This window comes from Microbacterium sp. Root553 (assembly GCF_001426995.1).
GTDB lineage: Bacteria > Actinomycetota > Actinomycetes > Actinomycetales > Microbacteriaceae > Microbacterium.
Genome location: NZ_LMFY01000001.1, coordinates 556,208 through 580,983, shown reverse-complemented (window position 1 = coordinate 580,983; position 24,776 = coordinate 556,208). Strand labels below are relative to the sequence as shown.

The window sequence follows — 24,776 nt, the reverse complement described above, 5'->3', positions numbered from 1 at the left end:
TCATTTCCCTCCGCGCAGGGCGGTCAGTGCTGCCGCGATGCGCCCCTTCGGTGCCGCCTGGACGGCGAGATCGGATGCTGCCTCGGCGGTGAGCCGCGAGTCCTCGCGCACCGCGTCCTCGCTGATCATGGAGATCACCCGGTCGGTGACCGCCGCGGAGGCGAAGTCGTTGGTGCCGGCAGACGAGCCGGCCTGAGCGCGCTGCACGAAGGCGTCCAGCTGCGCGCTGTACTCCTCGCCGCGCAGGTAGAACCACGGGGCCTCGGTGAGGTCGGTGGTGTACCGGACGTTCCAGCCGGCCCGGTATCCCTCGGGGATCGTGGCGGTGTCGCGCAGGTAGACGTGGATCTCCTGGCGGTCGGCGTAGATGCGCCCGTTCGTGCCCCACAGCGTGATCTTGGTCGTCATCTTGCGCTGCGACTCGTCGGACCAGTTCGAGATGATCTGCGCGGTGCCGTCGGCGTAGTGCAGTGTGCTCGCGACCGCGTCGTCGATCTGGGCCGAGAAGATGCTGGTGAGCTGGCTTCCGCTGACCGACTCCGGTGTCCCGAGGTACCAGGTGAGCAGGTTGAGGGGGTGCGCGGCATAGTCGTAGAGGCAGCCGCCGCCCGTCGCCCGCTCGCTGCGCCAGGTGCGCCCGGCCGGCTTGAGGACGACGGGGCCGTAGGCCTCGGCGAGTGCCGTGTTCACGGTTCCGATCGCGTCGAGGTCGAGCAGACGCTTGACCTCCATGAACGCCCCGACGAAGCGGTTGTGGTACCCGACCTGGGTGACCAGGCCCTTCTGCTCGGCGAGGGCGGAGAGCTCGATGCTGTCGGCGGGATCGATCACGAGCGGCTTCTCGCAGAACACGTGGATGCCGCGCTGCAGCGCGTTGCGGATCATCCCGGCGTGCAGGTGCGTCGGGGTCGCGATGATGACGGCCTGCGGGCGCGCCTCGTCGAGCATCTTGTCGAGATCCTTGTAGGTCTTCACCCCGGTGTACTTCGCCAGGATGTCGAGCAGGTATCCCGTCGCGTCGCACACCCCCACCAGATTCACGTCGGGGTGCGCCTTGATCATCGACAGATGAGACAACCCCATCTTCCCGAGTCCGACCACTGCGACATCGATCATGCGTGTACCCCTGTCTGCTGCTGTGCATGTCCGCGCCGCGCGAGCGCGGTGCGGAGTGAATGCTCGTACTCCGAGCCGATCTTGGCCCAGGTGAATTCGGCGCGGAACCGATCGCGGCTCGCGGCTCCCATGCGACGTCGTCTGTCCTCGTCGGAGAGCAGCTCGTCGAGCAGGCCGGCGAGATCGTCGGCTCCGCGGAAGTAGGCGTTGTCCTCGCCGGCGACCCAGGTGTTGTACGGGTTGTCGTGAGCGACCACGGGGTTCCCGGCGGCCATCGCCTCGACGAGCGAGGGATTCGTGCCGCCGACCGTGTGCCCGTGCAGGTACAGGGCGGAGTGGAAACGCAGCGACTGCAGGCGCTCGGCGTCGAAGATCGCCCCGGGGAACAGCACCTCGTCGGAGGCGGCTTCGCGCACGGCCACGTGGTACGGGTCGTCATCGCCGTACGGCCCGACGATCACCAGCGGCATGCCGCGTCGTGCGGAGGACCATGCCCGGACGATCTCGAGCACCGAGTTCTCGGGGATCGGCCTGCACACGACCATCCCGTATCGGTCGGGGGTCAGGCCCAGTTCCTCGACGGCGGCGGTCGGTGCATCGACGACCTCATGGGCGCCGTAGGTGATCGTCTGCACGCGGCGGCGGCCGAAGTGACGGCGCAGATAGGTCGCGATGACGGGATGGTCGGCGATCAGCACGTCGCCGACGAGGCCGGCGAGGCGCTCATTGGCGAGCAGGATGCCCTGCTTGAGGATCCCCCAGCGCTTTCGCGTCCACTCCATGCCGTCCATGTTGATGACGTTCGGGATGCGGCGGAGCCGTGGCACGATGTCGAACACGCCGGTGTTGTAGCCGAAGGTGAGCCAGACGTCGCCGTCGACGTGCTCGCGCATCGCGTGGCGGATCGAGGTGAGGTCGAAGGCAGACGTGCCCTTCCAGCCCTCCCGGGGCTCATGGATCAGCACCCGCTGCAGGCCGTTCCAGTCGTCGACGGTCGTCGGCCCCTCGCCGGGGATCTGACAGTAGACGATGACGTTCCAACCCTGATCGCGCAGGTAGAGGCCGACGTTCTCGGCCGCGGTCTCGAATCCGCCGTAGGCGGCGGGCACGCCGTGGGTGCCCAGGATCCGCACGGTTGATGGCACGTTGATTTTCCCCTCATTGCGGATGCTCGCGCATCCCTTCGCTGCGTCGCGGTCTCCTCCGCCTCCCCGGCGAATCGGACCCACAGCATTCTGTGACTAGTATGCCCCGCTGGGCTGCACCATGACCTTGGCCGTGCGCCACATGATCTGGAGGTCGTTCATGACCGACCAGTTCTCGACATAGCGCAGGTCGAGGCGGACGCTCTCATCCCACGACAGGTCGCTGCGGCCGGAGACCTGCCACAGTCCGGTGATGCCCGGCTTGATGTACAGGCGGCGGAAGACGGTGCCGTCGTACGAGGTGACCTCCGAAGGCAGCGGAGGCCGCGGGCCGACGACGCTCATGTCGCCGATGAGGACGTTCCAGAACTGCGGCAGCTCGTCGAGCGACAGCTTGCGCAGGATCCGGCCGACGCGGGTCACGCGAGGGTCGTCCTTCATCTTGAACAGCAGCCCGGCGCCCTGGTTCTGCTCCTTCAGTGCAGTGAGCTGCTGCTCGGCGTCGGTCTTCATCGAGCGGAACTTCATGATCCTGAACGTCCGGCCGTCGCGCCCCACGCGCTCCTGCGAAAAGAACAGGGGACCCGGCGAGTCGAGCTTCACGAGCACGGCGAGCACGGGGGTGATCAGCGCGATCGGGATCAGCGCGACAGCGGCGACGATGATGTCGAGCGCACGCTTGAGCACGTGCACGCCACCCTCGTACGTCGGGATCTTCACCTGGATGAGCGGCAGTCCGTCGACCTGACGCAGCGAGACACGCGGTCCCGCGACGTCGGTCAGGCGGCTGGAGAGCACGAGCTCCGCAGCGGTGCCCTCGAGCTGCCAGCTCAGATGCTTGACGAATTCGGGGTCCCCCTCGGGGCGGCTCGCCACGATGATGGTGTCCGCCCCGAGTTCCACCGCCGCCCCAGCGACGGTGTTCAGGTTGCCCACGCTCGGGTAGGTGCTCTCCCCGAGCGTCAACGTGCCGGCTTCGCGATCGAACAGCGTCGTCCCCACGACGTTGTACCCGTTCTCTCCACCCTTCTGGAGAGAGTTGATCACGTACTCGACATCGTCCGTCGCGCCGACGACCAGAGTCCTCGACGCGTACTCGCCGCGCAGACGGCGGTGCTGCAGCCAGCGACGCCAGCTCCACCGTCCGAACAGCAGTCCCAGAGTGCCCACCGGGAGGGCGACGAAGAACAGCGGCTGCAGTCCTTCCCACTCCAGGAGGACGCCGAGGATCGCGATGATGCCGAAGGCCAGGCCTGCGGCGTGCGCGACGCGACGGTACTCGGTCGCACCCGATCCGAGGATCGTGCCCGCCCTGGTGCCCAGTGCGGACAGCGTGACGAACCACGCCAGCGACAGCAGCAGACCGTTGCGCAGGGCCTCTTCCCCCACGACGCCGGTCAGCAGCTGCACGGCCGCGGTGGCTCCCATGGCGACCAGGATGACGCTCGCATCCGTGATGCGCAGTCGCAGCCGGTACCGGCGCTCCCACTGTCGACGTCGCTCGAGCGTGGCCGACACGCGTGGCGTGACGACGGTCTGCATGATCGACTTCGTCGCCCGCGGTGCCGCGACCGGTGTGAAGACCGAACCCGTGCGAGTGATGCTCAGCGCATCCTCGACGGAGGTCATGCTCGTGCCTCGCGCGTCACGAATGTACGCAGAATTCCCCAGTGCGCCATATCATCCCCAGATTTTCCCCAGACCACGGACCCCACGTCCATGGCATCGTCCGCATACCCGACCCCTCGGGTCCTGCTGCACTCGTGATCCCACATCACGGGTTGCCCACACCGTCCCACACGGTGGTTCTGGCAGCAGGAACTGCAGACATCGTTCACTGTAGCGGAACCTTCCGTTCAACGGAAGGTAATTCCGGCGAGTGGACGAACCAAGATTCCGATAGTCATTCCGAGGGGTCGCGTGACGCCGGTACTCTGACCGCGTGACCACCACCTCCGTGCCGCGATTCCGGCTGCAGCGCATGCTGCCCCGCGACCCTGCGCAGCCGCATCGCACCGCCAGCTCGCTCGAGCTGTTCTTCGATCTCGTCTTCGTCGTCGCCGTCAGCATCGCCTCGGCCGAGCTGCACCACGCTCTCAGCCACGGCGATTTCGTGCACGGCATCACCTCGTACGCGATGGTCTTCTTCGCGGTGTGGTGGGCGTGGATGAACTTCACCTGGTTCGCCACGTCGTTCGACACCGACGACTGGCTCTATCGGCTCACGACGATCGTCCAGATGGGCGGTGTGCTCGCCTTCGCGGCGGGGATCCCTGCGGCGTTCGAGCGCGGCGACTTCACCATGCCGGTGATCGGCTACATCGTGATGCGCATCGCGATGGTCGCGCAGTGGCTGCGTGCCTCTCGCGGCGCAGGTGAGCTCCGCGCGGCGACGAGACGCTACGCGGCCGGCATCGCGGCGGTGCAGGTGCTCTGGGTGCTCTTCCTCCTGATCCCGTCGGGAGCGCTCCAACTGATCGCCTTCGTGACGTTCGCTCTGATCGAGGTCAGCGTGCCCGTGTTCGCCGAGTACCGCAGGCAGACGCCGTGGCATCCGCATCACATCACCGAGCGCTACGGGCTGTTCACGCTGATCGTGCTCGGCGAGAGCCTGCTGGCCTCGGCGAACGCCATCATCGACGCCAGCCACGAGCTGGAATCCCTCGTGCCCCTCATCTCCATCTCCGTGCTGACGCTGGTGGTCACGGCGTCGCTGTGGTGGATCTACTTCTGGGCGCCGCATCACCGCGCGATCACCGGCTTCGCCAGCTCGCTCCGGTACGGATACACGCACTATGTCGTGTTCGGGGCTGCTGCGGCGTTCTCCGCAGGGATCGAGGTCGAGCTCGACGTCCTCACCGGCGAGAGTCACCTGTCGGAGATCGCGGCATCCTTCACCGTCACGATCCCGATCGCCGTGTTCCTGCTCGGCATCTGGGTCGTCGCCATCCGCGCCAACGCCGACCGCCTGGTCAACACCGTGGTCCCGCTCGGCGCGCTGGTCGTGCTCCTCGATCCGGTCCTGCCGATCCCGGTGGCGATCACCGCGCTGGTGCTCGTCGCGATCGTCGCGGTGCTCGTGCTGCATCCACCCGTCGACAAGAGTCCATAGCTTTCGCATAGACGACGCATGGGCTCCTGATCGCCTCCTCCGTGACCGTGGGTACATCGACATCCCGAACTCCTCGAGAGGAGCACGATCATGAGCCGCATCCCCGAACCCGTCCAGACCCCTGAGGGCCCCACCTATGAAGGGCGCCTGCTCGACCGGGCGGATGAGGAGGTCGTCGATCAGGGCGCCGCCTTCGACATCCGCACCCTCGTGACCCGCCGCGGAGTGCTCGGTCTCGCCGGTCTCGGCGTCGGAGCATTCGTCCTGGCCGCCTGCGCCCCCATCGCGACCGGCACATCGAGCACCAGCAGCAGCGACCCGACGGCGAGCACCGACGCAGGCACACCGACCGGCACCGCGACCGCGGCGGGAGAGATCCCCGACGAGACCGCCGGCCCTTACCCGGGTGACGGGTCCAACGGCCCGGACGTGCTCGAGGAGTCGGGCATCGTGCGTCAGGACATCACGACCTCGATCGACGGCTCGGCCACGGCCGAGGGCATCCCGCTCACCTTCGAGTTCCAGGTGCTCGATCTGGCGAACGGCGGGGTGCCGTTCGCGGGCGTGGCCGTCTACGCCTGGCACTGCACCGCCCAGGGGGAGTACTCGATGTACTCCTCCGGCCTGGAGGACGTCACCTACCTGCGCGGTGTGCAGGTCGCGGACGCCGAGGGGAAGGTCTCGTTCATGTCGATCTTCCCCGGGTGCTACTCCGGCCGGTGGCCGCACATCCATTTCGAGGTCTATCCGGATGTCGATTCGATCAGCGACTCGACCTCCGCGATCGCGACCTCGCAGCTGGCCCTGCCGGAAGACGCCTGCAGTGCCGTGTATGCGGACTCCCGCTACGACGGCTCCTCGCGGAACCTGTCGCAGACGAGCCTCGCCGGCGACAACGTCTTCGGCGACGACTCCGCCGCCATCCAGCTGCCCACCATCACAGGGGACGTGACCCGCGGTTACGCGACGACCCTCGTGGTCGGCCTCGACACCACGACCACTCCGACCGCAGGCTCCGCCCCCTCTGGCGGCGACGGCGGGCCCGGCGGCGGCGGAGGTCCAGGCGGCGGCACGCCGCCGACCGGTTGATCGCACTGCTCGCACGGGGTCGCGATCCTCATCGCCCGGCTCCCGAGGACTGCGCCGTCGCGGCCGGATGTCGACTCTGCTAGGCTTGACGAGCTTCGTGTGTTCTGGCCGCCCTCTCGGCCACCGCGCAGCCACTGATCAGGGCCATCACGGACCACGCGCATCGATGCGCTCGGCATCCGCCCACGATCTCACATCTTGCGGGTCGCGACATCGCGCGCCCGCCGCACAGCAATGAGTACCAGCATGACCATGACCACCTTTCCGCCCTCCGATCCCTTGACCTGGAAGCAGGCCGACACCGACGTCCACGTCGCGACCCGCGCCGGTGAGTTCGCCGGCTTCGTCGAGTTCGACGGCACCGCGTACCTCGCTCGCGACAACCGCGGCATCGACCTCGGCTCGTTCGTGTCGCTCGATGACGCGCGCGATGCTCTCGATGGGCAGATCCCCGTCGAAGTCCGCCCGTGGAGTTTCACCGTGTCGCTTCCTCGCGCCCTCCGGCGCCGTCCGCGCCGCGCCCGCGCCTGAGCCTGGAACGGGCGAACCTGACCGGTTCCCCTCCGGGTTCTGTGAATATTCCGGGGATGCCGAAGTATTCCCCAAGGCGCATGGGGTGCGGGCTAGCCTGAGGTAAGCGTTGGGCGATCCGCCTTGGGCTTTCACAGCCCAAGGGCTCCAATCGACAGGAGAGCAACATCTCCATTTCGCAGGTCGAAAAGACCGCAGGCCAGCTCGGACCCGTACGTCAGACGTACTCCGGCAACGCAGAGTTCCCCCCGATGGCACAGGCCTACAAGCAGGTGTCGCAGGTCGTCAAAGAAACCGGACTGCTGCGGCGGGCCGGCTGGTTCTACATCTTCGTCGGAGCCGGCCTCGCCGTCGCTCTCGGCGGCGTGGTGACGGGTTTCATCCTCCTCGGCGACAGCTGGCTCCAGCTCCTGATGGCCGGCGCGCTCGGCATCATCCTCACGCAGGTCGCCTTCCTCGCACACGAGGCCGCGCACCGGCAGATCCTCTCCTCGGGCCCGGCGAACTTCCGTCTCGCCCGCATCCTCGCCGCCGGAGTCGTCGGCATCAGCTATTCCTGGTGGGACTCGAAGCACACCAAGCACCACGGCAACCCGAACCAGGTGGGCAAAGACCCCGACATCGAGGTCGACACGGTCTCGTTCCTCGAGACCGATGCCGCGAAGTCCCGTGGCCTGGTCCGTCTGATCACCCGCAAGCAGGGGTGGCTGTTCTTTCCGCTGCTCACGCTCGAGGGACTCAACCTGCACTACCTGGGCGTCAAGCACCTGGTCACCAGCAAGAAGGCCAAGGGTCGCTGGATCGAGCTCGGCCTCATCGCGCTCCGCTTCGCGGTCGTGCTCGTCCCCGTGTTCCTGATGCTCCCGCTCGGCATGGCGTTCGCCTTCATGGGCGTGCAGCTCGCCGTCTTCGGCGTGTACATGGGAGCGTCGTTCGCGCCGAACCACAAGGGCATGCCGATCATCGACCCGAGCGCCCGCCTCGACTTCTTCTCGAAGCAGGTGCGCACCTCCCGCAACATCCGCGGCGGATGGTGGGCGACCTGGCTCATGGGCGGCCTGAACTACCAGGTCGAGCACCACCTCTTCCCCAACATGCCGCGCCCGCACCTGTCGAAGGCTCGCGAGATCGTCCGTGACTACTGCGCCGCGAACGACGTTCCGTACACGGAGACGAGCCTCGGCCGGTCGTACGCGATCGTCATCCAGTACCTGAACCGCGTCGGCCTCGCCGCCGGTGCTGATCCGTTCGACTGCCCTGCGGTCGCGCAATTCGGCCGCGCCTGATCGCCACGGCCGCAGTGCGGTCGGATCGAAAGGCCCCATCCTCCCGGATGGGGCCTTTCGCGTGTGCGGCGTCTAGAGCAGGCCGAGTTCCAGGGCGAGGGTCACGGCGCGCGTGCGATCCGAGACCTCGAGCTTCTCGAAGACGTGGAGCAGATGCGTCTTGACGGTCGCCTCGCCGATGAACAGTTCGCGGGCGATCTCGGGGTTGCTCCGGCCGGCCGCGACGAGGCGCAGCACCTCGCGCTCACGGGGGCTCAGCGGTGGCCTGCTCGGACGATCGCTGCGCATGCGCGACACGAGAGTCGTCGCGATGCGGGGTGCGAGGACGGTGTGCCCCTCGGCGACCGCACGGATGCCGGCGAGGATCTCCTCGTGCGGTGCGGCTTTGAGCAGGTAGCCGCCGGCACCCGCCTCGATCGCGCCGATGATGTCGTCGTCGCTCTCGTAGGTGGTCAGCACGAGCACACGCACGGTCGGCTGCTCGGCCGCGAGGCGCGCGGTGGCCTCGATGCCGGATCCGCCCGGCATGCGCAGATCCATGAGCACGACGTCGGGATGCAGTCGCGCGGAGAGCTCCACGGCCTCCGGGCCGCTCGCCGCCTGTCCGACCACCTCGAGAGAGGGATCGAGGTCTATGAGTCCGACGATCCCGGAGCGCACGATGGGATGGTCGTCGGCGACGATGACACGGATCATGCGGCCTCCTCGTTCGGATGCAGGGGGATGCGGACGGCGAGGCGGGTGCCCGTGGCGCCCCCGCTGTCGTCGCGGGCGTCCTGCACGGTGAGCGTGCCGCCGACGAGGGCGACCCGGTCGCGCATGCCGGCGAGCCCGAATCCTCGGTCGTCGTCGATGGTCACCCCGCCCAGGCCGCGGCCGTCGTCGCCGACGGTGAGCTCGGCGGCGTCTCCGACGGTCAGACTCACGCGCGCGGAAGTCGCCCCGGAGTGCTTGCGCACGTTGGCGAGTCCCTCCTGGGCGCAACGGAGCAGAACGACCTGGATCTCCCGCGCCAGCACGGCATCCGATACCGCGACGTCGACCCGCACCCCGGTCTCGCGGGTGAAGCGGTCGCCCAGACGCTGGAGGGCATCTCCCAGAGAATCGGCGGACGGGGCGGGGGAGGCCACCGCGACGAGCGTCCTGGCCTCCAGCAGCGCCTCGCGCGCCGCGCCCTCGATCAGCTCGAGCGCCGCGGGCGAGCCGTCGACACGGGCGCGCTCCGCGAGCATCACGATGCTCGTCAGGCTCTGCGCGATCGTGTCGTGCACATCGCGGGCGAGGCGGGCACGCTCCTCGAGCGCCCCGGCCTCCCGGCTGGCGGTCTCGAGACCCGCCTGTGCGGCGGTGAGCTCGGTCAGCAGGGTCTGCCGCTGCACGCCCCACTGCGCGATGCGGGTGATCCACAGGCCCAGCGCCAGGCTGAACGCGGCGGAGAGTGCGGTGGTCACGACGCCGGCGCTCACGGCATCCGCAGAGAAGTCGCCGGCGTACGCATAGGCGAGTGCGAGGACGATGCCGTTGCCGATGGTGACGAGCACGGCCTGCATGGTCGAGCGCGACGTCATCCAGATGAGCGGCAGCACGAGCGTCTGCAGCAGGAGCATGCTCGGCTCGATCGCGGTACCCGCGGCCAGCACGGCGACCAGCCCGATCTGCAGGAACGCGGAGGCCAGAGGGGAGGGATCGTCGACCCCCTCGTGGATGCCGACGTAGGGTCGAGCGCCGAGCGCGTAGAGCAGGTAGACCGCGAGGGCGACGCCGATCAGCATCCAGCGGGATCCCGCGAAGCTCTCGCCGTCGGCGAAGATGAGCGCGACGACCGCGATGAGCAGCGCAGTGGCGGCGAGATCCCATCCGAGGCGCTCGCGGCGGATGGTGAGGCTCATGTCCTCCACTCTCCCACCCCTGCGAACGTGCGGATCCCCGGCGCCGTCGCGTGCGTCATCCGTTTCGTCGGATCCAGCGGAACGTCGCGCGGCTCAGGACCACCCCGACGACGAGCCACAGCGCGAGCGCGATCGCCACGAGCCCGAGCTCCCAGCTCCCGTTCGGCTCCGCCGCTCCGAAGGACTCCGGCAGGATCGCCGCGCGCATGCCCTGCGCGATCCATTTGAGCGGGAACACCGACGCCACGTTCTGCAGCCACTCCGGCAGCGTGGTGAAGGCGATGTACACGCCCGAGATGAACTGCAGGAGCAGCACGACCGGGATGACGACGGCCGATGCCGTCTTGCCGGATCGGGGGACGGACGAGAGGGCGATCCCGAGGAGGGCGCACGCGAGGAGGCCGAGCGCGAAGACCCATGCGAAGCGCCCCCACGACTCGGCATCGGCGGGCAGCTGCACCCCGTAGAGCACCACCGCGACGGTCAGGAGCAGCGCGATCTGCAGGATCGCGGTCACGAAGACCTCGCCGATCTTGCCGATGAAGTACGTGGCGGGGGAGATCGGTGTGCTGCCGAGGCGCTTGAGCGTGCCATCGCTCTTCTCGACCGCGATCTCGATCGACAGCCCCTGCACGCCGGAGAGGAAGATGCCGCCGGCGACCAGCCCTGGCAGGTAGTAGGTGGCCATGCTGACGCTGTCGGCGCCCTGGCCCACATCACCGGTGAAGATGGTGGCGAAGATCAGGTACATCACCGTGGGGAAGAGGAAGGTGAAGAACACCTGGTCGCCGGCGCGGAAGTACTGGCGCAGCTCGAAGCCGATGCGCCGGACGCCGAGCCGCACCGTGCGGGCGGCGGTGAATCCCGTGGGTGCGGTCACGGCGGTCATGCGGGCTCCTCTGCGGTGGCGGATGCGGATGTGACGGAAAGGGATGCGGCTGCGGCATCGTGCCGGCGGATGAGATCGAGGTAGATGTCCTCGAGCGTCGGTCGGACGATCTCGAGCGCATCCGGCTCGCCGTGCGTGCGCTGAAGTTCGGCGACCAGAGCCCCGGGGGATGATGTGCGCTCCTCCCGGCGTGTGCCGGTCGAGTCGATCCAGCGGACCATCGGGGTGCGGGCGTCCTCGCCGCCGATCTCGTCGATGGCTCCGATCGCGGCGATGCGACCGCCCACGATGACGGCGGCGCGGTCGCCGAGCTGCGCCGCCTCGTCGAGATAGTGGGTGGTGAGTAGGATGCTGGTGCCCTCGGCCTTGAGCGTTCGGATGAGCCCCCAGAACTGCCGTCGCGCCTCGGGGTCGAATCCCGTCGTCGGCTCGTCGAGGAACAGCAGCTCGGGGTGCCCGATGATCCCCAGGGCCACGTCGAGACGTCGCTGCTGCCCGCCCGAGAGTCTGCTCGCGCGCGTGCGCTGCTTCTGCTCGAGCCCGACGGCCGCGATCACCTCGTCGACCTCGCGCGGAGCGGGGTAGTAGCCCGCGAACTCGGTGAGCAGCTCACGGACGGTGAAGGACCCCGCCTCGCCGGTGGACTGCAGGACGATGCCGAGGCGCGCCTTCCAGTCCAGCCCTCCCCGTTGCGGATCCACGCCGAGCACCCGCACGTCGCCGGAGGAGCGGTGCCGGTATCCCTCGAGGATCTCGATGGTCGTCGACTTGCCCGCGCCGTTGGGGCCGAGCAGCGCGAACGTCTCACCGCGGCGGATGTCGAAGCTGATGCCGTCGACGGCGGCATGGCCGCCGTACTCCTTGCGGAGGTCGCGGACCTCGATCACGCTGTCTGTCATGACTCCAGCGTGGCCGTCGGCGCCGCCGAGCGGTAGCCGTGGAGCGGCGGAGCCCGGCATCCACCGATCGGGGGATGCCGGGATCACGACGCGGGGCGCACGCGGATCATCCGCGTGCGCCCCGAAGGTGTCGGCGGAGCGGGCTCAGCGAGCCGTGTCGTCGGCCTCGACGACCTCGATCGTGATCTTCCCGTCGATGGTCTCGGCCTCGTCGTCGAGGTACTCGTCGTCGAGAGCCTCGTCCCCGCGGAACTCCGAGACGGGCGCGTCGTCGGCCTCGACATCGCCGTCGTCGATCAGCTCCGCATCGAGGGCGTCGTCGTCGGCCGCCAGAACCTCGCCGGCACCGCTCGTCGCGGCTGTCGAGGACGCCGCGGTCTTGCCGGCCTCGTCGCTGAAGATGCCGTCGGGGCGGATCAGCTCGCGCACCTCGGCCATGAAGCTGGCGAGCTGCTGCTGCTGCCAGCGCAGCTGGCGGGCGTGGTCCTCGGCGTCGCGCAGCACCGACGAGGTGTGGCTCGTGACGGAGTCGACGATCTTCTGCGACTTCACCCTGGCGCGGTCGAGCGTGTCGCGTGCCCGCACCTGTGCGTCGGCTTCGATCGTCTGCGCCTGTGCGCGCATCAGACGCTCGTAGTCGTCGGCCTTGCCGGAGATGCGCTGCGCGTGCTCCAGCGATGCCGCGACCTGCTCGTTGGCGTCGGTGGTGATGCGCTCGGCGTGGGCGACGGCCTGGTTGTGCAGCACCAGGAACTCCTGCTGCGCGTCGTCCTGGCGGCGGGTGAGCGTCTCCTCGAACTCCAGCACGCGGGCGTTCATCTCCCGCACCTCGCGCTCGGCATCCGCGCGCAGCTGCGTGGTCTCGCGGGTGACGAGCGAGCGCAGAGCCGCAGCGCCCTTCTCCGCCTCGGTGCGGATCGCGGTGGCCTCCTGCGTCGCCTGGTGCACCTTCTCGGCCGCGTGCGCCGCCTCGCGCTCGATCGTCGCCTCGTGGGCGGTGTACTCGGTGTCGATCTTCAGGCGCACCTGATCCGCGTCGTGCTGCGCCTGCGCGATGATGCGCTCGACGTCGGCGTCGGCATCCGCGCGCTGAGTGGTCACCTCTTCGCGGGCTGCGGCCATGAGGCGATCCGCCTGCACGGCCGCGTTCTGGATGAGCACGTTGGCCTGCTCCTCCGCGACCCGCAGAATGGCTTCGAACTGCTCGCGCGAGGGGGCCTCCTGCCCATCGGCACGCGGGGTGTCGACGAGCTCGTTGGTCAATGTCGCGACCTGCTGCTCGGTCTCGGCGGCCTTGGCCTTCGCGGTGAGGAGCTCGGCCTCCAGGTCCTCACGCGCGATCCGCTCCTTCTCGCGGAGCGACTCGACGTCGTCTTCGTGACGTGCCTCGGCGGCGGCGAGATCGGCCTTCGCCTGCTGCAGCTGGTTGCGCAGGGTGCTGAGAGCGGAGTCGACCTCCGCCTTGTCGTAGCCGCGGAACGACGCGGTGAACCCGGACTGCTCGCGGGGGTTCTCCTCGATCAGCTTGTCGAAGAAGTCGGGAGTCCGGTTGTTGTCGGGGGATTCACTCATTGATCAGCCTTTCCGGCGCAGGTCACAGGCACGGGATCTGTGATGAGAAGAGGTGCCGTCGCAGTCCGACTGCAGCACGGCGCAGAGCGCCGTCGGCAGTACCACAGCCTAGTTGCGACGGCTGTGAGATGCACAGGGCATCGAGTCCGGCGACTCACTCGCTCCCGTCGGACCGGACCCACGATCCGTCGTCTCCCCGCCGGTGGGGCAGTGGCGGTCCGGGATGCGCGTCGATGCCCCTGGCCTCCGCCGCCGACGCCGCACGGGTGCGCAGGTCGGCCCAGGCCTCCGCGGTGTTGGGCCGGCCCAGGTGCTCCCGGAACCCTTCGACCTGCATGCTCGTCCCCTCGGCATCGGCGACGAGCCGGATGACCGCATCATCCGGCTCCACGAAGCGGATGCCGTAGCGGCCGCCGTCGAGCATCGCGAAGCGTCGCGGCTGCTGCACGACGAGGCCGTCGACGATCTCCCGCACTGTGGGCTCCGGTGCGAGCAGGACGACGGTCGTGGCGAGCTCGTCGAGGATCGGCGCGAGCTGCGTGTCGGCGAGTCTGCGCTCGGCCCTCCGTCCGGCCGCGCCCGCGGAGCCCCGCACCCATCGCGGCAGCAGCACCGCGAGCACGAGCAGTGCGACGATCACGGCGATGAAGATGAGCGGATTGTCCACGGGACAACCCTAGAGCGCCCGCCGATCGACGCTTGGAGGACTTTAGCTACAGTGCTATGTTCGCATCATGAGGATCATCCGCGATGTCCGCGCGCAGCTTCGTCGTCGACTTCTGATCAGCTATCGCGTCGACCCGGCGGTGGCCGCAGCGCTGCTCCCGGACGGATTCCGTCCGCAGCTCGTCGACGGTTCCGCGGTCGCCGGGGTCTGCGTCCTGGGTCTCGAGGACATCCGTCCCCGCTGGGTCCGGCGTCGGATCGGCCTCCGGTCTGAGAACGCCGCCCATCGGATCGCCGTCGAGTGGGACGGGCCCGACGGAGTCGAGAGCGGGGTGTTCATCTTCGAGCGCCACAGTTCGGCGTGGCATCCCGTGCTGTTCGGCGGACGCCTGTTCCCCGGAGTGCATCGCAGGGCGCGATTCCGGATCGCGGAATCGGAGGATCGCGTCGCCCTCACGATGGCAGCGGGCGCCCACAGCCTCGATGCCGACGTCGAGGTGGGAGGGGAGTGGTCGAGCACGCTCTTCCCGTCGATCGAGGCCGCGTCCGAGTTCTACCGCTCCGGCCGGGTGGGCTGGTCGCTGGCGAGGGACGGGCAGCGAGTCGAACCGGTCGCGCTCGCGTCTGACCGGTGGAGGGTCGAGGCGGCACGACTGCATCGCCTACGGTCGTCGTTCTTCGACGCGCTGCCCGAGGGGGCTGCCGTGTTCGACAGCGTCGTCGTGATGCGCGACCTCCCTCTGCTGCTGTCGGACGCTCGCGTCGCGCGCACCGACCCGATCGCCGCAGGAGTCGGCCGCGCAGGAGTCAGCCCAGCAGGAGCATGATGCCGATCAGCACCGGCAGGCACCCGAGCGTCGTGAGGAAGACGGTGTCGCGCGAGATCGTCTCGCCGATGTCGTACCGCTGTGAATAGTTGAAGACGTTCTGCGCGGTCGGCAGTGCTGCGAGGATCACCACGATCAACACCTCGGACGACGAGAGTCCGAAGACGAACTCGGCCACGACCCACGCGATCACCGGCATCGCGAGGAGCTTCAGCACGGTCGCGAGGATGATGTCCCGTCGATGGCCCGGGGAGCCGAGCACCCGCTGGCCGTGCAGTGAGATGCCATAGCTGATGAGCAGAACGGGCACTGCGGCATCGGCGATCAGCTGTGCGGGCTGCATCACGATCGGCGGGATGGTGAGATCGAGCACGGAGACGAGCGTGCCGAGGATCGAGCCGATGATGATCGGGTTCGTCGCCGTGCGCACGAGGGTCTTGCGCAGCGAGACCCGGTCGCTCGTCACCGCATCGAGGATCGTCAGCGAGATCGGGGTGAACACCAGCAGCTGCATGAGCACGACCGGCGCGGGGTACGCGGCGCTGCCCAGCAGGTAGAGCGAGAGGGGGATGCCGATGTTGTTCGAGTTCACCTGGCCCGCAGACAGAGCGCCGATCAGCGTCTCGCCGACGGGACGCTTCCACCACAGTCGTGCGACCAGCGTGTAGATCGCGATGATGGTGACCGCGGCGATGGCGGACACCGGCAGCAGCGAGGAGAAGAGCATCTTCGCGTCCGCGTGCGCGAGCACCGTGAAGAGCAGGAACGGTGACAGCACGAAGAAGATGAGCCGGCCCAGCACGTGCCGGGCGTGCGGGCCCAGGAGGTCGATGCGGCCGAGCACCCAGCCCAGCGCGATCGCGACCCCCACGACGGCGAATCCGGTGAGCGTCTCGATCATTCTCCGAGCGTAACCGTGGTGCGATCCGGTTGCCGCCACGACCGCTTCTCCCGCGCATAGCAGTCACTGTCACCCCGCGTCAACGGACGGACGAAAATGAGTGTCCGCGAGCCTTCCGTCTTACGCTGATACCACGACGAGCCGGCTCTGCCGCTCTGCGTCGGTCGAACCAGACGGTGCCCTCGATTTCTCTCGGTCTCGAGCGCCCATCGGGGGTGGGTGCGCATGCGGACCTTCTCATCGACTGCTCCGGTCCTCCCCGTTCGGGCGCGGGAGGACCGGAACCAATCTCTTCCGCGGCGACGATCTTCCGCAGCGGCGATCTTCCGCGGCGATCGGCTACTTGAGTCGGAGCATCTGCTGCACGGCGCGCACGCCGGCGTTCGCGCTGCGGGCCCGCATCGCCGACTCGAGCTCCTCGAGCGACTCCCTCGTGTTCACCCTGGGCTCGCCGAGGTAGAGGTCGCGGAAGACCAGGTACCAGAAGTCGCTCAGCATCAGCCGGTAGAGGTCATTGAGCGCGCGGTCGGTGAGGAACTCGAACAGCTCGACGTGCGTCTCGATCCAGCCCTTTCCGGACTCGACGGACTCGATCGCGTCGTGGATCAGCTCGCAGGCGATGACGAGGTCCTGCTCGGAGAGCGCGAGCGCGGCTTCGCGGATGATCTCGCCACCCTGCGACGCGGCGAACTCGCGAGTGATGCGCGAGCGCTCGTCGGTGATGTCGGTGACCATCGAATAGCGATTCGCGTGCACCTCCATGAGTCCCGCGCGCGCGAGGCGCTGGACGGCCTCGCGAACAGGGGTGCGCGTCACGCCGAGGTCCTCGGCGATCGCCTTGTCGCTCAGCTTCGCGCCCGGTGCATACGTGCCGTCGGCGATCGAGGTGGCGAGCCGGCGGAAGAGCTCCTCGGCGCCGAGGTTGTGTTGCGCCCCAGGCACAACAGGTGATTCAGGTCCCATAGTGCAATTGTACGCACCGAAGCCCTGGAAATCGCTGATGATTGCCAAGGTTTCTGCACGACTCATCCCGCGGCGGAGGCGCGCTCCTCATCCGAGTTCGGGGTCCAGCCGAACCAGCCGTCGTCCGTGGGAATCACGCCCCAGTCGCCGCAGACGAAGACCGTCTTCGCCTTGTAGGGGTCAGGTGCATCGTCCAGGACCCACGAGGGGGCGGAAGAACGCTCGACCTCTGTGCACTCGTCGGACAGCGATGACGAGCTCGTGAGCAGGATGACGGCGTCCGGCGCCTTCTCGATGGTGGACGTGCGTTCGGTGATCGCGGTGGCATCGGCGGGCACCCAGCTCGCATCGAGGTCGGCGCCGGCGCGGAACGCCTCGACGTCGTCGAACCTCGACGTGGACTGCTTGTGGACGATGCTGTCGACGGCGGAGCATCCGGTCAGGGACAGCAGGCCCACGGCGATCAGAGCGGGGACGAAGAGGGTGGTCCGTGTGTTCATCTCCTCAGCATCGCCACCCGGCGACGGTCCGGCATCGGGCGGCGGAGGTATCGGCATCCGTCTGCGGGATGATCCGAGCCGGAGGGTGCGGGCGCAGGTACGCTGAAGGTATGAGCGATCCTGAGCGGGCCACCTCTCGCCCCCTGTGGGCGAGCGTGGCCGACGGCTTCTACGTCGGCAGTCAGGACGGATCCTTCCTCGGGTACGTCGACCGGCAGGATGACGGGGCATGGCGGGCGTTCGACGCGGCGTCGCGCGCCGTCGGCGACTTCCCCGACCACCACCGCGCGATGGCCGCGGTGACGGAGATCGGCGCGGTGACCGTTCCCGCCGGCGAGGTCGAGACCCCGGGAGTGATCCTCTGATGGCCCCGCACAGCTCGCTCGTCTCGCTCGTCTACAGCAGCACCGCGACCCGCCCCTTCGACGACGACGAGCTGGCTGCCCTCCTCGCCGTGAGCCGCGCGAGGAACGCCGAGCGGAACATCACCGGGATGCTGCTCTACCGCGAGCGCGAGTTCATCCAGATCCTCGAAGGCGCGCGCGCCGACGTCGAGGCGCTCATGGCCGACATCGCAGGGGACCCGCGTCACAACGACGTCCGCGTGCTCCTCGAAGAGCCGCTGCACGAGCGACGCTTCGATCAGTGGACTATGGGGTACCGACCGCTGGTCGCTGCCGAGCCGGAGATGCTCGCCGGCTACCGAGACTCCTTCGACGACCTCCGCATCGGCGACCACGACATGATCGGCCGGGCGCTGATGGAGCTCACCATGTGGTTCCGCGTCCGCGAGGCGGCGCCCGGGCGGTCGTCGGTGCGGACGCCGTAGGTCCGCTCGCTCTTTCTCAGGCCCGGTCAGCCCTTCGTCGGCCGGCGAGAGGAATCAGCTCCGGGGGCCCCTGGCGCGCGTGGGCGAGACGCCTTCGGGCGGGCCGGCCTGATCGCGCTCAGCGATGATGCGGCGGGTCGGCGAAAAGCTCGTGTTCCGCGTGCTGCAACAGGTTCTCCACCAGGAGGGAGACATGCTCGCCGACCACTCGATACCGGATGGAGGTGCCGTCTCGTCTGGCAGTGACGAGGTTGCCGCTCTTCAGCTTTGCAAGGTGCTGGGAGACTGCGGGCAACGGCCGGTCGAGTCGCGTCGCGATCTCGCCGACGGCCAGCTCCGTGTCGGCGCGGAGCAGCGAGATGATGCGGAGCCGGGTGCGGTCAGAGAGCAGGTGAAGGACGGATGCCGCGCGGTCGATCTCGGCTTCGGTGGGCTGCCGCTCCGCCGGCGTCGTGCTGGGCTTACCCATGGTCACCCTCTCCTCGTGTCTCCATTGTGCCCGATGAAGACCCCACCGCCTCGGAAACGGGTCTCCAGAGGCACATGGCGAGCAGCAGCGTCAGGAGGGCGGTGACGGCGAGGATCATCGTGATCGGTCCGAATCCGAGGATCGTCGCACCCCATCCGGCGATCGGATAGCTCAGCAGCCACCAGCCGTGTGCCAGCGAGAACTGCGCTGCGAACACATGCGGGAGATCCTGATCCGGCACCGAATCGCGGTAGACCCGTCCCATCGGAGCCAGCACCGCCGAGTTCCCCGCTCCGGAGAAGAACCAGATCACGGAGAGCCAGGGGAGCGCCGTCTGGCCAGGCTCCGCGGCGAGGACCGGCCACACGAACAGCATCGCGGTAGCGAAGACGAGCATCCCGGTCAGCATGTAGGACCGAGGCGGGATGCTTTTCAGGATGCTGGGCATGAGGGCCGCGGACGCCAGCGACCCGGCCCCGAAGGCTGCGAGAAGGCCTGCGGCCTGTGCGTCGGTTCCGTCCAGTTCGCCGACGACGAGCGGCACCGTCAGGACCATCGCGATGGCACCGACCGCAGCGAGGGCGAGGTGCAGCGTCAGCACGCCGCGCAGTGGGGCGACGGTCACCATCAGGCGTGTCCCTCGGGTGATCTCCGTGCGCACCGAGCCTCCTTCCACCGGTGCGGCGTTCGGAAGTGCGACGGACAGGATGAGAAGAGCGGAACCGAGGAACCCGGCACCGGTTCCGAGGAAGAGAATCGCCGACGGCGCGAACACGAGGATCGCGGCAGCGATCGAGGGCGAGACCAGCGCCTCGAGGTCGTAGGCGAGGCGGCTGAGGGCGAGGGCTCCGGTGTACTCGCGCTCGTCGGTGACGACCCTCGGGATCGTCGCCTGGAAGGTCGGGGTGAAGAGCGCCGACGATCCCTGGAGCAGGAAGATCAGCACGTAGGCGACCGCGATGTCGTCGACGAAGGGGAGGCTCACGGCGATCAGGACCCTCGTGATGTCGGTGAGCACGAGGAGTCGCTTGGTGCCGATGCGGCGGGCGATCGCGGGAGCGAGCGGCCCGACCAGCAGGAACGTGAACATCTTGATCGCGAGGAGCGTGCCCAGGACCGCTGCGGCGTCTCCGCCTGCGACATCGACCACGAGGAAGCCGATCGCGATCGTGGAGAGGCCGGTTCCCAGCAGCGCGACGATGTGTGCGGCGAAGAGGCCTCGGAAGGCCCGGTGGCGGAGCGCGGTGAACATACTTCATTATTTGCGCACATGCGCAAGTAAGCAAGATGCTTCCGAAACAGACGTCACACTGGTGGTACCGTGCAGCGGTGAGCACTGGACAGGATGCGCGACCCGGAGCTGCCGAGGGCAGCGCGCTCGCCGCCTTGAGTCTGCAGCGCACGAGCGCCGCGGAGCAGGTCGCTGACCTGCTCACCGCCCTTGTCCTCGACGGCACCCTGCGACCGGGCGAACGGCTGCGCGAGAGCGCTCTGTCGCAGAGCCTCGGTCTCTCGCGCAACTCGGTGCGAGAGGGGATCCGGCTGCTCGAGCAGGGACGTCTGGTGCACTACGAGATGCACCGCGGGGCCGTCGTCGCGACCCCCACCATCGACGAGCTCGACGATCTGTACCGCACGCGCGTGCATCTCGAGACACTCGCGGTCATGACCCCGCCGTCACCGGAGCAGGTCGCCGATCTCGAGCATGCGTTCGACGATCTGGTCGCCGCGGCGCGCGACGGCCAGCCGCGCGACATCGTCGCCGCCGACATGGCCTTCCACTCCACGCTCGTCGCCCGGCTCGGCAGTGCCAGGATCAGTGCCTTCTTCCGGCAGGTGGCCACCGAGATGGGGTACTACCTGCTCATCCAGTCGCACGCCGACGACGAGCCGGCTCACGCCGACGACGCCGTCATCGCGCAGCATCGCCTGCTGCTCGACACGGCCGTCGCCGAAGACGTGGATGCTGCACGCATCGCGCTCCTGGATCACCTGCGGGAGAACCACGAGCGCATCCGACAGATCCTGCAGCAGTCCTGACGGCTACCGCGCCCGTCTGGCGAGGTTGTAGAAGCGGATCTCCTGGTATTCCTCGAGGCCTTCGCCGCTGCCCTCGCGGCCGAGGCCCGATGCCTTGACGCCGCCGAAGGGTGCTGCGACGTTCGAGACGATGCCCTGGTTGATGCCGACCATGCCCGCGTCGAGGCGATCCGCGACGTCGAACGCCCGGTCGATGTTCTCTGTGAACACGTAGCTAGCGAGGCCGAACGGCGTGCTGTTCGCCCGTTCCAGGGCTTCTGCCTCGGTGTCGAAGCGGGAGATCGCGGCGATCGGCCCGAAGATCTCGGTCAGCGCGATCTCGGAGGCCTCGGGCACGCGGTCGAGCACCGTCGCCTCGAAGAAGTGGCCCGCGCCGTCTGGGGCGGAGCCGCCGAGGCGCAGCTCGGCACCGTGCGCGACGGCATCGTCCACGAGGGAGGAGAACTTGCGCACGGCGCGGTCGTCGATCACCGGCCCGAGCGTGACGCCCTCGCCGAGACCGTTGCCGAGCACGACCCGGCTCATCCGCTCGGTGAAGCCCTCGACGAATGCGTCGGCGATGCCGGACTGCACGAGGATGCGGTTGGCCGCGACGCACGACTGGCCGCCGTTGCGCAGTTTCGCGACGACGGCGCCCTCGACCGCGCGTTCGAGGTCGGCGTCGTCGAACACGAGCAGCGGTGCGTTTCCGCCGAGCTCCATCGACGTCTTGATGACGTGCTGCGCTGCCTGCCCGAGCAGGATGCTGCCCACGCCTGTCGAGCCGGTGAAAGACACCTTGCGGATGCGGGGATCTGCCATGAGCGCAGAGCTGAGGTCTGCGGCGCGGGTGGTCGTGACGATCTGGATGAGGTCTTCCGGTACCCCCGCGCGCACGAAGATCTCGGCCACGGCGAGCGTTGTCAGCGGGGTCAGCTCGGCCGGTTTGACGACCGCGCCACAGCCGACCGCGATCGCCGGAGCGATCTTGCGCGTCGCCATCGCCATCGGGAAGTTCCACGGCGTGATCAGCAGCGCCGTGCCGATGGGGGCGCGGCTGGTGAGGATGGTCGAGCCGCCCACAGGGTTCTCGCGGAAGTTGCCGGCGGGGCGCAGCGCCTCCTCGGCGTACCAGCGCACATAGTCCGAGGCGTACTGCACCTCGCCGTAGGCCTCGGCGAGCGGTTTGCCCATCTCGCGAGTGATGATGCGGGCCAGTCGGTCCTTCTGCTCGATGAGCAGGTCGTAGGCGTGGTGCAGCACGTCCGAGCGGCGCCGCGCCGTTTCGCGAGCCCAGGCCCTGCCGGCGCGGTCGGCTCGCGCGAGCGCGGCCAGTCCGTCGTCGACCGAGTGGTCGGGTGGCGTCGCGATGACACGCTCGCTGGCGGGGTCGCGTACCTCGAAGATCGCGTTGGTCGCGCTGCCCTGACGATCCAGCGTGATGCTGGCGACCGCGGCATCCGCGCTCTCGGACAGCGGCGACTCGACATCGCGCACGATCTCGCGCACGATCATCGGACCGACTCCCGCGCCGGAGCAGCCGCTTCGACGGCATCGAGCGCGGTGACGGTGGCTGCCACGATGCCGCGCAGCTCGTCGTCGGTGGTGGTGAAAGGCGGGCTGATCTGTACGACGTTCCCCCGCAGCGGGCGCGCGATCCAGCCGTCGTCGACCATGCGGTCGGTGACCTGTTCCGCCGAGAACTCCGGCCGCAGCTGAAGGCCGCCCAACAGACCGGCCACGCGGGTCTCCTCGATGCGCGGATCCGCGCCCAGGGTCGCGAACTCGGCCGAGAGCACGCCTTCGAGGCGCTGCACGTCGGCGAGCAGCCCCTCGCGCTCGATGATCTCGATGTTCTTGAGTGCCAGAGCAGCCGACGTCGCGTGCCCCGAATAGGTCGTACCGTGGCGGTAGATCGGCGCACCGGTGCGGTAGAACGGCTCCCACACCTCGGGGGCGACGATGATGCCGCCCACCGCTGAGTAGCCGGAGGAGATTCCCTTGGCGACTGCCACGATGTGCGGACGCAGGCCATAGCGCTGCGCGGCGAACCAGTGACCGGTGCGACCGAACCCGGTGATGACCTCGTCGAGGATCAGGAGGATGTCGTGCTCGTCCGCGAGCTGCTGCAGGCCCTCGAGGTATCCAGCGGACGGCGCGATCACGCCGCCGGTGCCCTGCACCGGCTCGGCGATGATGGCGGCGATGCGGTCGGGGCCGATCTCGGCGACCGTGGAACGCACGCGCTCGATGTCGTGGGTGTCGAATCGCGCCGTCTCGGGCACGAGTGACTCGCTGCCGTACCCCTCGCGGTTGAAGTCGAGGCCCGCGACGCTCGTGCCGTAGGCATGGAGGCCGTGATACGCGAGATCGCGACTGAGGATCATCGTCTTCTCCGGTCGGCCCTGCACCTGCCAGTAGCGGCGGGCGAGCTTGAGCGCGACGTCGATGGAGTCGGAGCCGCCGCTGTTGAGGATGATCTTCGAGTCGGCCACAGGGGCGAGTGTCGCGACCTTCTCGGCGAGTTCGACGGCGCGATCGTTGAGATAGCGCCCGAACACATGGTAGGTCTCGAGCTTCTTCATCTGCTCGGCCGCGACCTCGGCCATCTCGGCGCGGCCGTGGCCGATGTTGGCGTGCCAGAGTCCGGCGGTGCCGTCGAACAGGCGTCGCCCGTCAGCCGTGAAGACGTAGTTGCCCTCGCCGCGTTCGATGACGATCTGTCGGCCGAGGACGGACGGCATGTGCGCCTGCGCGCTCCACAGCGCTGTGCCGGAGTCGTTCGCGTGAGTCATGGTTCTCCTTCGTCTCGGCCGTCGGCGGTGGGCAGGAGGACATCCACGCCGCGACAGCAATTGTAGGGCAATACTACGATGAGACCCGGAGTAATGGCCAGCATTCTCGGCATTGTTGTAGATTGTTGACATTCTGCAATATTGACTCGAGGAGGACGACATGAGTGTGCACGCGATCTCGGTACTGGCCGGCGACGGTATCGGCCTGGAAGTGATGCCGGTGGCCATGGACGTGCTCGACGCCGCGACGAACGACCACGGCATCCACCTCGATTGGCGCATCCAGCCCTGGGGCAGCGACTACTTCCGCACCCACGGTCGAATGATGCCGGTGGACGCCCTCGAGACCATGGCCCAGACGGATGCAGTCTTCCTCGGCGCCGTCGGTCATCCCGACGTCTCCGATGTCGAGACCCTGTGGGGCATGCTCATCCCCATCCGGCGCGAGTTCGATCAGTACGTCAACCTGCGTCCCGTGCGCTCGTTCACCGGTGTGCGTTCCTCGCTCGCCGGCGACCCCGAGATCKACACCGTCATCGTGCGGGAGAACGTCGAGGGGGAGTACTCGGCGGTCGGCGGCCGCAGCTACCAGGGCACGCCCTTCGAGGCAGCGCACCAGCAGTCGATCTTCACGCGCCACGGCGTCGAGCGCATCGCCCGCTATGCCGTGGAGGTCGCCAAGTCCCGTTCCGGACGCCTCGTCTCGGCCACGAAGTCGAATGGCATCATCCACACGATGCCGTTCTGGGACGAGATCGTCGCCGAGGTCGTCGCGTCAGAGTCCGGCGTGCAGGTGGAGTCGGTGCTCATCGACGCGCTCGCGGCGCGGGCGGTGCGCGCTCCGCGGAGCCTCGACGTGATCGTCGCCTCGAACCTGTTCGGCGACATCCTCTCTGACCTCATCGCCGGAGCCGTCGGCTCGATCGGCATCGCGCCGAGCGCGAATCTGAACCCCGAGCGCCGGTATCCGTCGATGTTCGAGCCTGTGCATGGATCCGCTCCCGACATCGCCGGCCAGGGGATCGCGAATCCGATCGGTCAGATCTGGGCCGGCGCGATGATGCTGCGCCACCTCGGGCATGCCGCGCGGGCGGATGCCGTGGAGCGCGCGTTCACGGCCGTGATCGAACGGGGCGACGTGACTGCGGATCTCGGCGGAACGCTGACGACGGCCGAGGTGGGTGCTGCGGTGGTGTCGGAACTCGCCCTTGTGTGAGGAGGGTTACCGCGCTGTTTCGTACAGGTTTCATAATCGTTGGATTGTTGACAATCCAACGCA

The 24,776-nt window shown here is 68.3% G+C and carries 25 protein-coding genes; 9 read left to right on the top strand and 16 right to left on the bottom strand.

Going from position 1 to position 24,776, the window contains the following annotated elements:
• The 3 genes from ASD43_RS02690 to ASD43_RS02680 form a co-directional block, all read right to left on the bottom strand.
• A complete protein-coding gene (locus tag ASD43_RS02690) occupies positions 1–1,116 on the bottom strand; it encodes a Gfo/Idh/MocA family protein (RefSeq protein ID WP_056413219.1) in 1,116 nt (371 codons plus the stop codon).
• On the bottom strand, positions 1,113–2,261 hold the full coding sequence (locus ASD43_RS02685; RefSeq protein WP_056413216.1) for a DUF1972 domain-containing protein: 1,149 nt from the start codon (positions 2,259–2,261) through the stop codon (positions 1,113–1,115). Before ASD43_RS02685 ends, ASD43_RS02690 begins: the two co-directional genes overlap by 4 nt.
• 96 nt (positions 2,262–2,357) lie before the next feature.
• Positions 2,358–3,890: a sugar transferase gene (locus ASD43_RS02680; RefSeq protein ID WP_056413212.1), complete on the bottom strand. Its 1,533-nt coding sequence runs from the start codon at positions 3,888–3,890 to the stop codon at positions 2,358–2,360.
• A 352-nt stretch (positions 3,891–4,242) separates the two neighbouring features.
• On the opposite strand from ASD43_RS02680, the gene ASD43_RS02675 reads away from it, so the two are divergent.
• The 4 genes from ASD43_RS02675 to ASD43_RS02660 all read left to right on the top strand — a co-directional run bounded on the left by ASD43_RS02675 (position 4,243) and on the right by ASD43_RS02660 (position 8,279).
• Entirely contained in the window at positions 4,243–5,373 is a 1,131-nt protein-coding gene (locus ASD43_RS02675; RefSeq protein WP_056418932.1) for a low temperature requirement protein A, read from the top strand.
• A gap of 90 nt (positions 5,374–5,463) precedes the next feature.
• Positions 5,464–6,462: an intradiol ring-cleavage dioxygenase gene (locus ASD43_RS02670; RefSeq protein WP_056413209.1), complete on the top strand. Its 999-nt coding sequence runs from the start codon at positions 5,464–5,466 to the stop codon at positions 6,460–6,462.
• Between the two features lie 246 nt (positions 6,463–6,708).
• A complete protein-coding gene (locus ASD43_RS02665; protein WP_056413206.1) occupies positions 6,709–6,993 on the top strand; it encodes a hypothetical protein in 285 nt (94 codons plus the stop codon).
• Positions 6,994–7,160: 167 nt separating this feature from the next.
• Complete coding sequence (locus tag ASD43_RS02660) at positions 7,161–8,279, top strand: fatty acid desaturase family protein (RefSeq protein ID WP_056413203.1); 1,119 nt, start codon at positions 7,161–7,163, stop codon at positions 8,277–8,279.
• Positions 8,280–8,351: 72 nt separating this feature from the next.
• Here ASD43_RS02660 and ASD43_RS02655 read toward each other — a convergent pair whose 3' ends face one another.
• The 6 genes from ASD43_RS02655 to ASD43_RS02630 form a co-directional block, all read right to left on the bottom strand.
• The gene (locus ASD43_RS02655; RefSeq protein WP_056413200.1) at positions 8,352–8,975 is read right to left on the bottom strand and encodes a response regulator; all 624 of its coding nucleotides are present in this window, start codon (positions 8,973–8,975) and stop codon (positions 8,352–8,354) included.
• On the bottom strand, positions 8,972–10,168 hold the full coding sequence (locus ASD43_RS02650) for a sensor histidine kinase (protein WP_056413198.1): 1,197 nt from the start codon (positions 10,166–10,168) through the stop codon (positions 8,972–8,974). Before ASD43_RS02650 ends, ASD43_RS02655 begins: the two co-directional genes overlap by 4 nt.
• A gap of 55 nt (positions 10,169–10,223) precedes the next feature.
• Complete coding sequence (locus tag ASD43_RS02645) at positions 10,224–11,057, bottom strand: ABC transporter permease (protein WP_056413194.1); 834 nt, start codon at positions 11,055–11,057, stop codon at positions 10,224–10,226.
• Positions 11,054–11,956, bottom strand: coding sequence for an ABC transporter ATP-binding protein (locus ASD43_RS02640; RefSeq protein WP_056413191.1), 903 nt, complete (start codon positions 11,954–11,956; stop codon positions 11,054–11,056). The genes ASD43_RS02645 and ASD43_RS02640 overlap by 4 nt, the downstream gene beginning before the upstream one ends.
• A 144-nt stretch (positions 11,957–12,100) precedes the next feature.
• A complete protein-coding gene (locus ASD43_RS02635; RefSeq protein WP_056413188.1) occupies positions 12,101–13,528 on the bottom strand; it encodes a hypothetical protein in 1,428 nt (475 codons plus the stop codon).
• Positions 13,529–13,682: 154 nt separating this feature from the next.
• A complete protein-coding gene (locus tag ASD43_RS02630) occupies positions 13,683–14,195 on the bottom strand; it encodes a hypothetical protein (RefSeq protein ID WP_056413186.1) in 513 nt (170 codons plus the stop codon).
• A 67-nt stretch (positions 14,196–14,262) separates the two neighbouring features.
• Here ASD43_RS02630 and ASD43_RS02625 point away from each other — a divergent pair, with 67 nt between their 5' ends.
• Complete coding sequence (locus ASD43_RS02625; RefSeq protein ID WP_056413183.1) at positions 14,263–15,021, top strand: DUF2071 domain-containing protein; 759 nt, start codon at positions 14,263–14,265, stop codon at positions 15,019–15,021.
• On the opposite strand, the gene ASD43_RS02620 is transcribed toward ASD43_RS02625, so the two are convergent.
• The 3 genes from ASD43_RS02620 to ASD43_RS02610 all read right to left on the bottom strand — a co-directional run bounded on the left by ASD43_RS02620 (position 15,002) and on the right by ASD43_RS02610 (position 17,385).
• Complete coding sequence (locus ASD43_RS02620) at positions 15,002–15,922, bottom strand: AEC family transporter (protein WP_056413180.1); 921 nt, start codon at positions 15,920–15,922, stop codon at positions 15,002–15,004. The genes ASD43_RS02625 and ASD43_RS02620 overlap by 20 nt on opposite strands.
• A gap of 339 nt (positions 15,923–16,261) precedes the next feature.
• On the bottom strand, positions 16,262–16,885 hold the full coding sequence (locus ASD43_RS02615; protein WP_162247481.1) for a GntR family transcriptional regulator: 624 nt from the start codon (positions 16,883–16,885) through the stop codon (positions 16,262–16,264).
• Positions 16,886–16,947: 62 nt separating this feature from the next.
• The gene (locus tag ASD43_RS02610; protein ID WP_056413174.1) at positions 16,948–17,385 is read right to left on the bottom strand and encodes a hypothetical protein; all 438 of its coding nucleotides are present in this window, start codon (positions 17,383–17,385) and stop codon (positions 16,948–16,950) included.
• A 110-nt stretch (positions 17,386–17,495) separates the two neighbouring features.
• Here ASD43_RS02610 and ASD43_RS02605 point away from each other — a divergent pair, with 110 nt between their 5' ends.
• Positions 17,496–17,750 carry a hypothetical protein gene (locus tag ASD43_RS02605; RefSeq protein ID WP_056413171.1) on the top strand — a complete coding sequence of 85 codons (255 nt, stop codon included), beginning with the start codon at positions 17,496–17,498 and terminating at the stop codon, positions 17,748–17,750.
• A complete protein-coding gene (locus ASD43_RS02600) occupies positions 17,750–18,214 on the top strand; it encodes a BLUF domain-containing protein (protein ID WP_056413166.1) in 465 nt (154 codons plus the stop codon). Before ASD43_RS02605 ends, ASD43_RS02600 begins: the two co-directional genes overlap by 1 nt.
• A 118-nt stretch (positions 18,215–18,332) precedes the next feature.
• Here ASD43_RS02600 and ASD43_RS02595 read toward each other — a convergent pair whose 3' ends face one another.
• Positions 18,333–18,683 (bottom strand): ArsR/SmtB family transcription factor, encoded by a 351-nt coding sequence (locus tag ASD43_RS02595; protein ID WP_056413164.1) that lies wholly within the window; start codon positions 18,681–18,683, stop codon positions 18,333–18,335.
• A complete protein-coding gene (locus ASD43_RS02590; RefSeq protein ID WP_056413160.1) occupies positions 18,676–19,935 on the bottom strand; it encodes an MFS transporter in 1,260 nt (419 codons plus the stop codon). The genes ASD43_RS02595 and ASD43_RS02590 overlap by 8 nt, the downstream gene beginning before the upstream one ends.
• Before the next feature lie 77 nt (positions 19,936–20,012).
• Here ASD43_RS02590 and ASD43_RS02585 point away from each other — a divergent pair, with 77 nt between their 5' ends.
• On the top strand, positions 20,013–20,723 hold the full coding sequence (locus ASD43_RS02585; RefSeq protein ID WP_056413157.1) for a GntR family transcriptional regulator: 711 nt from the start codon (positions 20,013–20,015) through the stop codon (positions 20,721–20,723).
• A gap of 3 nt (positions 20,724–20,726) precedes the next feature.
• On the opposite strand, the gene ASD43_RS02580 is transcribed toward ASD43_RS02585, so the two are convergent.
• Together ASD43_RS02580 and ASD43_RS02575 are read right to left on the bottom strand one after the other, a co-directional pair.
• Entirely contained in the window at positions 20,727–22,217 is a 1,491-nt protein-coding gene (locus tag ASD43_RS02580; RefSeq protein ID WP_157550726.1) for an NAD-dependent succinate-semialdehyde dehydrogenase, read from the bottom strand.
• Complete coding sequence (locus ASD43_RS02575) at positions 22,214–23,497, bottom strand: aminotransferase family protein (RefSeq protein WP_056413154.1); 1,284 nt, start codon at positions 23,495–23,497, stop codon at positions 22,214–22,216. The genes ASD43_RS02580 and ASD43_RS02575 overlap by 4 nt, the downstream gene beginning before the upstream one ends.
• A 160-nt stretch (positions 23,498–23,657) precedes the next feature.
• Here ASD43_RS02575 and ASD43_RS02570 point away from each other — a divergent pair, with 160 nt between their 5' ends.
• Positions 23,658–24,713 (top strand): isocitrate/isopropylmalate dehydrogenase family protein, encoded by a 1,056-nt coding sequence (locus ASD43_RS02570; protein ID WP_056413151.1) that lies wholly within the window; start codon positions 23,658–23,660, stop codon positions 24,711–24,713.
• Positions 24,714–24,776 lie beyond the last annotated feature (63 nt).

Bases quoted from the DNA above. Each gene is read 5' to 3' on its own strand.
- ASD43_RS02610 (WP_056413174.1), bottom strand. From the start codon at position 17,385: ATGAACACACGGACCACCCTCTTCGTCCCCGCTCTGATCGCCGTGGGC.
- ASD43_RS02670 (WP_056413209.1), top strand. From the start codon at position 5,464: ATGAGCCGCATCCCCGAACCCGTCCAGACCCCTGAGGGCCCCACCTAT.
- ASD43_RS02580 (WP_157550726.1), bottom strand. From the start codon at position 22,217: ATGATCGTGCGCGAGATCGTGCGCGATGTCGAGTCGCCGCTGTCCGAG.
- ASD43_RS02615 (WP_162247481.1), bottom strand. From the start codon at position 16,885: ATGGGACCTGAATCACCTGTTGTGCCTGGGGCGCAACACAACCTCGGC.
- ASD43_RS02595 (WP_056413164.1), bottom strand. From the start codon at position 18,683: ATGGGTAAGCCCAGCACGACGCCGGCGGAGCGGCAGCCCACCGAAGCC.
- ASD43_RS02680 (WP_056413212.1), bottom strand. From the start codon at position 3,890: ATGACCTCCGTCGAGGATGCGCTGAGCATCACTCGCACGGGTTCGGTC.
- ASD43_RS02620 (WP_056413180.1), bottom strand. From the start codon at position 15,922: ATGATCGAGACGCTCACCGGATTCGCCGTCGTGGGGGTCGCGATCGCG.
- ASD43_RS02640 (WP_056413191.1), bottom strand. From the start codon at position 11,956: ATGACAGACAGCGTGATCGAGGTCCGCGACCTCCGCAAGGAGTACGGC.
- ASD43_RS02590 (WP_056413160.1), bottom strand. From the start codon at position 19,935: ATGTTCACCGCGCTCCGCCACCGGGCCTTCCGAGGCCTCTTCGCCGCA.
- ASD43_RS02675 (WP_056418932.1), top strand. From the start codon at position 4,243: ATGCTGCCCCGCGACCCTGCGCAGCCGCATCGCACCGCCAGCTCGCTC.
- ASD43_RS02635 (WP_056413188.1), bottom strand. From the start codon at position 13,528: ATGAGTGAATCCCCCGACAACAACCGGACTCCCGACTTCTTCGACAAG.
- ASD43_RS02650 (WP_056413198.1), bottom strand. From the start codon at position 10,168: ATGAGCCTCACCATCCGCCGCGAGCGCCTCGGATGGGATCTCGCCGCC.
- ASD43_RS02605 (WP_056413171.1), top strand. From the start codon at position 17,496: ATGAGCGATCCTGAGCGGGCCACCTCTCGCCCCCTGTGGGCGAGCGTG.
- ASD43_RS02575 (WP_056413154.1), bottom strand. From the start codon at position 23,497: ATGACTCACGCGAACGACTCCGGCACAGCGCTGTGGAGCGCGCAGGCG.
- ASD43_RS02600 (WP_056413166.1), top strand. From the start codon at position 17,750: ATGGCCCCGCACAGCTCGCTCGTCTCGCTCGTCTACAGCAGCACCGCG.
- ASD43_RS02690 (WP_056413219.1), bottom strand. From the start codon at position 1,116: ATGATCGATGTCGCAGTGGTCGGACTCGGGAAGATGGGGTTGTCTCAT.
- ASD43_RS02625 (WP_056413183.1), top strand. From the start codon at position 14,263: ATGAGGATCATCCGCGATGTCCGCGCGCAGCTTCGTCGTCGACTTCTG.
- ASD43_RS02645 (WP_056413194.1), bottom strand. From the start codon at position 11,057: ATGACCGCCGTGACCGCACCCACGGGATTCACCGCCGCCCGCACGGTG.
- ASD43_RS02665 (WP_056413206.1), top strand. From the start codon at position 6,709: ATGACCATGACCACCTTTCCGCCCTCCGATCCCTTGACCTGGAAGCAG.
- ASD43_RS02655 (WP_056413200.1), bottom strand. From the start codon at position 8,975: ATGATCCGTGTCATCGTCGCCGACGACCATCCCATCGTGCGCTCCGGG.